The sequence below is a fragment of the uncultured Veillonella sp. genome (assembly GCF_963551295.1).
Lineage (GTDB): Bacteria > Bacillota > Negativicutes > Veillonellales > Veillonellaceae > Veillonella.
In genome coordinates this window covers 19,129-28,473 of sequence record NZ_CAUVFT010000028.1, presented here as the reverse complement: position 1 = coordinate 28,473, position 9,345 = coordinate 19,129, and the positions used below count along the sequence as shown (strand labels likewise).

Annotated in this window: 9 protein-coding genes; all 9 read right to left on the bottom strand. The window is 39.6% G+C overall.

The features are described from left to right. Nucleotides 1-49 precede the first annotated feature (49 nt). Nucleotides 50-2,119, bottom strand: a complete 2,070-nt coding sequence (locus tag RYO55_RS07910) for a polyribonucleotide nucleotidyltransferase (protein ID WP_314984942.1) — start codon at nucleotides 2,117-2,119, stop codon at nucleotides 50-52. 111 nt (nucleotides 2,120-2,230) lie between these two features. Next, nucleotides 2,231-2,497 (bottom strand): 30S ribosomal protein S15, encoded by a 267-nt coding sequence (gene rpsO, locus RYO55_RS07905; RefSeq protein WP_004692991.1) that lies wholly within the window; start codon nucleotides 2,495-2,497, stop codon nucleotides 2,231-2,233. A 170-nt stretch (nucleotides 2,498-2,667) separates the two neighbouring features. Next, complete coding sequence (locus RYO55_RS07900) at nucleotides 2,668-3,465, bottom strand: ABC transporter ATP-binding protein (RefSeq protein ID WP_004697427.1); 798 nt, start codon at nucleotides 3,463-3,465, stop codon at nucleotides 2,668-2,670. A 10-nt stretch (nucleotides 3,466-3,475) separates the two neighbouring features. Further along, complete coding sequence (locus RYO55_RS07895) at nucleotides 3,476-4,348, bottom strand: ABC transporter permease (protein WP_004697183.1); 873 nt, start codon at nucleotides 4,346-4,348, stop codon at nucleotides 3,476-3,478. Between the two features lie 11 nt (nucleotides 4,349-4,359). After that, complete coding sequence (locus RYO55_RS07890) at nucleotides 4,360-5,340, bottom strand: ABC transporter substrate-binding protein (RefSeq protein ID WP_060918818.1); 981 nt, start codon at nucleotides 5,338-5,340, stop codon at nucleotides 4,360-4,362. 24 nt (nucleotides 5,341-5,364) lie between these two features. After that, on the bottom strand, nucleotides 5,365-6,342 hold the full coding sequence (locus RYO55_RS07885) for an ABC transporter substrate-binding protein (protein WP_118091508.1): 978 nt from the start codon (nucleotides 6,340-6,342) through the stop codon (nucleotides 5,365-5,367). A gap of 129 nt (nucleotides 6,343-6,471) precedes the next feature. After that, entirely contained in the window at nucleotides 6,472-6,846 is a 375-nt protein-coding gene (locus RYO55_RS07880) for a hypothetical protein (protein ID WP_118091507.1), read from the bottom strand. Nucleotides 6,847-6,896: 50 nt separating this feature from the next. Next, a complete protein-coding gene (locus RYO55_RS07875) occupies nucleotides 6,897-8,288 on the bottom strand; it encodes an aminopeptidase (RefSeq protein WP_314984941.1) in 1,392 nt (463 codons plus the stop codon). A 72-nt stretch (nucleotides 8,289-8,360) separates the two neighbouring features. Then, nucleotides 8,361-9,344: a 3'-5' exonuclease gene (locus RYO55_RS07870; protein WP_308521292.1), complete on the bottom strand. Its 984-nt coding sequence runs from the start codon at nucleotides 9,342-9,344 to the stop codon at nucleotides 8,361-8,363. Nucleotide 9,345: the final 1 nt, after the last annotated feature.

Here is a 9,345-nt window from a genome sequence, read left to right as displayed (position 1 = left end):
TTCAAAAGCAGAAACTACTTCAAAGCCACGAATATCCATGTAACACCTCTTATTTTAAACAATCTTTACGGGACAAGTTTACACGGCCTTGTTTATCGATCTCGATAACTTTTACCATGATTTCATCCCCTACACTTACTACGTCTTCTACATTTTCAACGCGTTCTTTTGCAAGTTTGGAAATATGTACAAGACCTTCTTTACCTGGTAATACCTCTACGAATGCGCCAAACGCCATTAAACGAGTTACTTTACCAAGGTATACTTCACCTACTTCAACCTCTTTAGTAAGGTTAGTGATGATTTCTTGAGCTTTCGCAGCCCCTTCTTGTTCTACAGAAGCGATAAATACTGTACCATCATCTTCGATGTCAATTTTAGCGCCTGTTTCTTCGATGATACTACGGATTACTTTACCGCCAGAACCGATTACGTCACGGATCTTATCAGGATCAATTTTCATTGTAATAATACGTGGAGCGTATTGAGACATTTCTTGACGTGGTTCAGCAATTGTATCAAGCATGATACCCATGATATGCATGCGGCCTTTGTGAGCTTGTTCTAATGCTTCTTGAAGGATTTCACGGGATAATCCGGAAATCTTGATATCCATTTGAATTGCTGTTACGCCTTTAGCTGTACCAGCAACTTTAAAGTCCATATCTCCAAGAGCATCTTCCATGCCTTGAATGTCAGTTAGAATTGTATAATGTTCCCCTTGAGTTACAAGACCCATAGCAATACCTGCTACAGGAGCTTTAATAGGTACACCAGCATCCATCAAAGACAATGTAGAACCACATACGGAAGCCATGGAGCTAGAACCATTCGATTCCAATACTTCAGATACTAAACGCAACGCATATGGGAAGTCTGCCTCGCTTGGAATCACAGGCACCAACGCGCGTTCAGCCAATGCACCATGACCGATTTCACGACGCCCAGGGCCACGGGAAGAACGAGTCTCCCCTACCGAGAAAGATGGGAAATTATAATGATGGATATAACGTTTTTCAGTTTCAACACCAAGGCCATCGATGGTTTGTTTTTCGGATAAAGGCGCTACTGTTGTGACATTCAACACTTGAGTTTGGCCACGTGTAAACAAGCCAGAGCCATGTGTACGAGGTAATACGCCTGTACGGCAAGAGATTGGACGAACTTCATCAAGTTGACGACCATCTGGACGGATTTTTTCAACAGTAATCATATGACGAACGATTTCTTTTGTCATTGCATCAAATGCTTTATTTACATCAGCCAAGTTATCTGGGTAGATTTCTTCAAAGTGAGCTAATACATCTGAACGTACTTCGCTTTCTTGTGCATCGCGTTGTTGTTTATCTGCACAACGAACTGCAGCATCAAGTTTATCATGACCATAGGCACGAACTGCATTACTGATTTCAACAGGAACATCTTTACATTCAAATACGCGTTTTTCCTTACCTACTTTTGCAGTCATATCTTCTTGGAATGCTACGATTTTTTTGATTTCTTCGTGAGCTGCCATGATAACTTCAAGAATGATATCTTCCGGTACTTCTTCAGCGCCACCTTCAACCATGAGGATAGCATCTTTAGTACCAGCCACAACGATATTAAGATCTGTTTCTTCTAATTGTGCTTTCGTTGGATTTACAACAAATTCACCATTGATACGTCCCATACGAACGCCTGCAATAGGACCATTCCAAGGAACATCAGAAATAGACAATGCGGCGGAAGCGCCAATCATACCACAAATGGCTGGATCACAATCTTGGTCCACAGACATAACTGTTGCTACTACGTGTACTTCGTTTCGTACACCTTTATCAAATAATGGACGAATAGGACGGTCAATCAAACGGCTATTCAAGATCGCAGACTCAGGTGGACGCGCTTCACGTTTAATGAAGCCCCCTGGTAAACGACCAACCGCATACATTTTTTCTTCATAGTCTACTGTAAGTGGGAAGAAATCGATGTCCTTCGCCTCTTTAGAGCCTGTAGCAGTAACGAGTACACGAGTATCACCATAGCCAACCATTACAGCACCGCCAGCTTGTTTTGCAAGTTCCCCAGTCTCAATCGTAAGCGTACGACCAGCTAGGTCCATTTGGAATTGTTCCATTCCTATTCCTCCTAAAAATCTTCTTATATGTATACCTTCTAATTATATATCAATTAAAGCTAAATAGCCAATTCAAAATAAAAAAGCCGTCCTAAAGGACGGCTAATTTTATTATTTACGAAGACCAAGGCGTTCGATAAGAGAACGATAACGTTCGATATCTTTACGACGAAGGTAGTCAAGCATGTTACGGCGTTGACCAACCAATTTCAACAAACCACGACGGGAATGATGGTCTTTTTTGTGCTCTTTCAAGTGTTCTGTTAAGTATTGAATGCGACTTGTCAAAATCGCAACTTGTACTTCTGGGGAACCAGTATCACCTTCATGAGTAGCGTATTCTTTAATTACTGCTAATTTAGCTTCTGTAGTTAACATTAATGTTACCTCCTAAAAATTATAATCCCGATAAGCTTAAGTAACCGTTGGAGAATCGAATACTTCGCTTACGATATGTCTTACGACCTAATTTAGTATACAGTATCTGCCCTATCTTGTAAAGCAAAAATACAGTAATTGAACAAAAGATGGATTACAACTTCGTTCTATTATTTAGCACCTAGCACCATACGGTCGCTCAGTGCATTTTCACCAGCTACCTCAAACTTTTGAAGTAAATCAGCAACTGTTAATTGTTTCTTTTCTTCCCCTTTAACATCATAGATGATTCGACCAGCGTCCATCATGATAAGGCGATTACCAAAGCGCAATGCATCACGCATATTATGGGTAATCATAAGAGTTGTTAGATTATGTTCTGCAACGAGTTTATCTGTTAGTTGCAACACATTTTCTGCAGTCTTAGGGTCAAGTGCCGCAGTATGTTCATCCAATAATAAGAGTTCTGGACGAAGCATGGTAGCCATTAACAATGTAATGGATTGACGTTGACCACCAGATAGTAGGCCCATACGAGCAGATAAACGATCTTCAAGGCCCAAGCCTAATAATGCAAGACGTTCCTTGAAAAATGCTTGTTCACTATCTTTGAAAGCCCATTTAAGACCTAAGCTTTTACCACGGCGCATAGCAAGAATCAAGTTTTCCTCGATTTGCATATTACCAGCAGTACCAACCATAGGGTCTTGGAATACACGACCAATGTATTTAGCACGTTTGTATTCTGGCATTTTTGTCACATCAATCTCATTAATTGTAATGGATCCTTCATCTACTGGAAATACACCAGCGATGGAGTTTAGCAAAGTACTTTTACCAGCACCATTACCACCAATTACAGTACAAAAATCACCCTCTTCTAGACGAAGGTTGATGCCTTGTAATGCAGTCTTTTCATTAATTGTGCCCTTAAAGAAGGTTTTTACCATATTTTTTACTTCTAACATAGTGTCCTCCTTAACGAGCCAACCATTTTGCTTTCAATGTAGGTAGGGAAAGCGCGATGGCAACAAGAATTGCAGTGAATAATTTCAAATCATTTGGTGGCATACCCATGTAGAGAACGGCAGCAATAACGATACGATATACTATAGAACCAAGTACTACAGCGATGAGACTGCGTACGAAGGATTTCGTACCAAATACTACTTCACCAATGATTACAGAAGCCAAACCAATAACGATGGTACCAATACCCATGCCTACATCAGCAAAGCCTTGGAATTGACCGATAAGAGCCCCAGACATACCAACAAAGCCATTGGAAATCAAAAGGCCAAGAACGATCATATTATCAGTATTTACGCCTTGAGCGCGAATCATTTGAGGGTTAACACCTGTAGCACGTAAGGCTGTACCAATTTCGGTACCGAAGAACCAAAATAAAAGCAAACATACAACTACAGCAACGATAATACCTACGATGGCTGCAGACCACATATTCGGCGTGTGGAAAAATCCACCAAGAATCGTATAAATTGTATCCATTCGAAGCAAAGATACATTAGCTTTGCCCATGATGTGAAGGTTTACAGAGTACAATGCAATCATTGTCAAAATACCGGCCAATAATGCAGGAATTTTCAATTTTGTATGAATCCAGCCTGTTACAGCACCTGCTATCATACCACCCACACCGGCAAGTAAAATGGAAAGGATTGGATTCATACCACTTGTAATTAAAATAGCGGAAATGGCCGCCCCCATTGGGAACGTACCTTCCACAGTTAAGTCAGCCACATCTAATACACGGAAGGTTATGAATACGCCGACCGCTAACAAAGACCATAAAAGGCCTGTGGTTATGGTGCCTACCACTAAATCTAACATTAAAATCTCCTCTATTGTTTCATGTCTTTACGAAGAGCTTCAGGAATCGTGATTCCCAATTTTTTAGCACGTTCTTCGTTAACAGTTAACTTAATCTCTTTTTGTGTCTCAATAGCTAAGTCTGCAATTTTTGCTTCACCAGCTAGAACTTTTGCAGCCATTAAACCTGTTTGGTAACCCAATTGATAGTAATCAACAGAATATGTTGCTACGCCACCAGTCATTGTCATGCCTTCGTCAGCAGCAAATACCGGGATTTTAGCAGCATCTGTAATTTGTGCCAAGTTAGCCATAGCAGATGCTAATACATTATCTGTTGGTGTATAAATAGCTTGCACATCTTGGTTTACAAGATTTGTAGCTGCTTGTTGAATATCATTTACGTTGGAAACAGTTGCCTCTACGACAGTAATACCTTTTGTAGCAGCATAGGCTTTCATTTTTTCAACTTGTAATTGGGAGTTGATTTCAGAGGATGTATAAATGGCACCAATACGCTTTACGTTCGGTACTAATGCTATGATAAGATCAACCTCTTTTTCAACAGGTGTCATGTCGGATGTACCAGATACATTACCACCAGGGCGTTCATTAGATTGAACGAGTTTAGCTGTCACGTAGTCTGTAATAGCTGTACCCATGATTGGCATGTCATGAGAAGCATTTGCCATCGTCTGAGCCGCAGGTGTTGCAATAGCTAATACTAAATCTTTTTTATCAGATACGAAACGTTGTGCAATGCTGTTCAAATTAGATTGGTCAGCCTGTGCATTTTGTTGGTCAATTTTAATATTTTGACCATCTTTATAACCTTTAGCCGCTAAAGCATCTACGAAGCCCTTATTAGCAGCATCAAGGGATGGATGTTCTACTAATTGAATAACACCAATTTTCTTTTGGTCATTAGTTGCGGTATTAGAACCACAACCGGCTACCATTGCCATAACAGCAATGGCACTAAGTGCCACTGCAATACCTTTTTTCCAGTTCATGTATAACTCCTTACCAGTTATGTATTAAATCATAGTCGCCTTGTTCATCAAATCCTCTGGTAAGGTGATGCCCAATTTTTCTAATTTATCTTTCCCCACAACTAATTTAAATTCTTTCTGCATTTCGATAGGCATGTCTTCAACTTTAGCTTCACCAGTTAAAATTTTTGCTGCCATCAAGCCTGTTTGGTAACCAAGCTTGTAGTAATCTACAGACAAGGACATAACGGCTCCACCTTTCACGTGGTTATCTTCACCGCCAAATACAGGAATTTTTGCTGGGTCGGTAATAGCTACGAGATTGCTCATAGCAGAAGCTACAACATTATCTGTTGGAACATATACAGCATCTACACGTTGGGATACGAGATTTTGTGCCGCTTGTTGAATATCATTTACGTTAGAAACTGTAACTTCTTCAACTTTAATTCCTTTTGTAGCTGCATAAGCTTTCATCTTCTCCACTTGAATTTGAGAATTTACTTCGCTAGAGCTATAAATAGTGCCAATTGTTTTCGCATTCGGCATTACTTGTAAAATTAAATCTACTTGTTGCTCTACTGGATTCATGTCGGATGTACCAGACACATTACCGCCAGGTTTTTGATTAGATTTAACAAGTTTAGCTGCTTCGTAATCAGTAATAGCCGTACCCAAAATTGGAATATCATGAGTTGCATTCGCCATGGATTGAGCCGCTGGCGTAGCAATCGCTAGAATCAAATTTTTACGATCGGATACGAAACGCTGTGCAATACTATTCAAGTTAGATTGGTCTGCTTGTGCATTTTGTTGATCAAAAGTAATCTTTTCTGCCAAACCGTTTTCTTTTAGTGCATCAACAAAACCTTTATTTGCCGCATCTAGTGCAGGATGTTCAACTAGTTGTACAACGCCAACTTTGTATTCACCATTCGATGTAGTTCCATTTGAGCCACAGCCTGTAAAAGCCATTAATGCTGCCGCCGTGAGCGCTAGGGCAATACCTTTTTTCAAGTTCATGGGGATTTCCTTCCTATCTGCAAAGATTATAATACTTTTATTATAAACAAATTTATCTACTACATCAATGTAGCAGGTTAAAGTATTTTATTTTTTATATGTGCGAAAATAAAATAAGAAATCCACCTATTAATCTAACGATGCTAACATATCCTCAGTCAATTCATTTGCCGCTAAAATATAGTCCTTAAGAGTTCCTTTGTCGAGAGCGACCTTCATAACAGGCACTTCAAAAGGATCGAGGATAACGCACATTAAAATTTCACCCGTCACATAATAGCCAACTACAGCTTCACCTTCTTCAGAATCTAAAGTTTCACGTTTTACTGTAACACAGTATGGTTTCATTACTTGTGCTGCCGCTTCTGCTACCTCTTCTCGATTTGCAATATACTCTTCAGCCTTCGTTTCGGGAATGTCAAAGATATCTACCTTTACAGTCTTGACCTCTGTAGCCTCTCCTTTGGCAGACTCTATAGCTGCGCCTAATTCTGTTTGCTTCATATACACCTCACATAGAATGGACTTTCACCATTGGTGAAAGTCTCATTATCTTAGATTGATTCATCAGCTGCATTTAAAAACGCCACATAGCATTGTTTTGCCTCGTAAATATCAGCCTTAGATGTAACCTCCCAAGGAGCATGCATACTAAGTACGGCCACACCACAGTCGATGACATTCATGCCATAAAGGGCCATAATGTACGCAATCGTACCGCCACCACCGAGGTCTACCTTGCCAAGTTCAGCAGTTTGATAAGTTACGTTATTAGACTCCATTACACGGCGGATAAAGCCCATGTACTCAGCATTGGCATCGTTAGAACCAGCTTTACCACGAGAGCCAGTAAATTTATTGAATACTACACCCATACCAAGGTAAGAAGCATTTTTCTTTTCATATGCAGACGCATAGAGTGGATCATAGCCTGCACTTACATCAGAGGATAACATACGGGATTTCTCCAGCGTACGGCGCACGCTCACTGAGTTAGGTTTACCCATAAGTGTTAAAATTTCAGCTACCGCATTTTCAAAGAAACGTGATTGCATGCCTGTTGCACCAACAGAACCAATTTCCTCTTTATCTACAAGTAAGCAACAGGTAGTGCGCTTTACATTATCCACTTCAAGCATTGCCACCAAGGATGTATACGCGCATACGCGATCATCTTGGCCATACGCCATTACCATGGAACGATCAAAGCCCATATCTCGAGCTTTACCCGCTGGTACGATTTCTAATTCAGCAGACAATAAGTCTCGCTCAACAAAACCATATTCTTTTTCAAGAAGAGTATTGATAAACTTAGTAACCCCTTCTTTTTCTTCGTCTTTAACTGGACGGCTACCGATTAGTAAATCAAGAGCTTCCCCTTCAATTACTTTAGCTGCATTCTTTTGCATTTGCTCTTGCCCCAAGTGAGGTAACAAGTCAGTAATGCAAAACACAGGATCCGTTTCTTTATCACCAATGTTGATATTAATACGGGTACCATCTGTTTTTACCACAACACCATGAATGGCAAGAGGCATAGCTACCCAATGATATTTTTTAATACCTCCATAGTAATGAGTATCCCAAAATACTAAATTACTATCCTCATATTGTGGATTTTGCTTTACATCGATGCGTGGGGAATCAATATGAGCACCTAAAATATTCATACCCAATTCAATATCATCAGTACCAATATTAAACAGGGCAATAGATTTATCCATATAAGTGTAATAAATCTTATCACCTACCTTGATTGGCGTATTGCTCTTAATGACGTCATTTAGATTTACGTAGCCCTTTGCTTCTGCCAATTCCACAGCTTGCACAACGCATTCACGTTCTGTTTTACCATTATCTAAAAATTGACGATATGTATCACTTAAAGCATATACCTTTTCCATAGTGGCATCATCATAATTATGCCATGCATATTTACGTTCCATAATCTATCCTTTCTAAAAATTCATACTCTAATATTTAGTACAACTTAGAGTGATGAACCTAAGTTTACAAAATTATTTTTGGCGGTCCTTTTCAAGTTCCGCCCTGCGATATTCTAAATATTTTCGCTCTTTTTCGCGATTGATTTCAGACTTCTGAGTATATAGAGAACGAATTTCATCCGTACAATGGGTCAATACCTTTGTAATGTAGAATTTACAACTACCGGACTTAATCGTATATTTTCCAACTTTAAGTTGCACCGCAAAATCGCCATGTTTAGGACACACTCCGATAGCTAAGTGCTTATCCCCTTGTAATCGTTCAGGTCTTGTCATTTCTAAACGGGTTTGACAGTACGGACAGAAGGACATACGTACTCTTCTATCATGAACAATACGTTTTTTCTCAGAGAAATTTTCATACATAAAAAATGTCAAAATAGGAGGATATAGGAAAGGATTGTTACTTTCCTTGCGAATTAGATCATAATGCAAAATCCCTTGTGCAATATCTAGAGTCTGACATATATGAGCCGTAAAGACAGCATCATGTAAAGCATTGTGAGCAGATAAATGCTCCGTCGATATATTGAGATCCTCCATAGCATGAGCCACAGAATACTGCTGACTTGTTCCATATCGTTGATAGGAATAAATCATTTGCGCATCGACCCATTGATCATAAGATAATGCTTTCATTTTATGGAGCATAAGATTCTCTCGTAGGATGAGAATATCGTCTGACCCCCATGAAAGTAGCATGTATTCATCACCACACCATTTTTGAAAGTATTGCATAGCCGTCTTGAACGGCACACCATGATCGAGTTCACGAGAAGTTATGCCCGTCAATTCGCGCACATGTTTATGCATACGTGGCAAGTATTGAGGTTTAATGAACATTGTAAAATGATCTATAATGTCCATCTTTTCATTCAGTTTTACCGCTCCGATTTGAATGATTTCCCCTGTCAACGGCATTTTAGTACGCTTCATAAAGCTAATGTCGTTGCTATAAGGTTGATTCCATTCTAAATCAAATACAATATAGTTCATA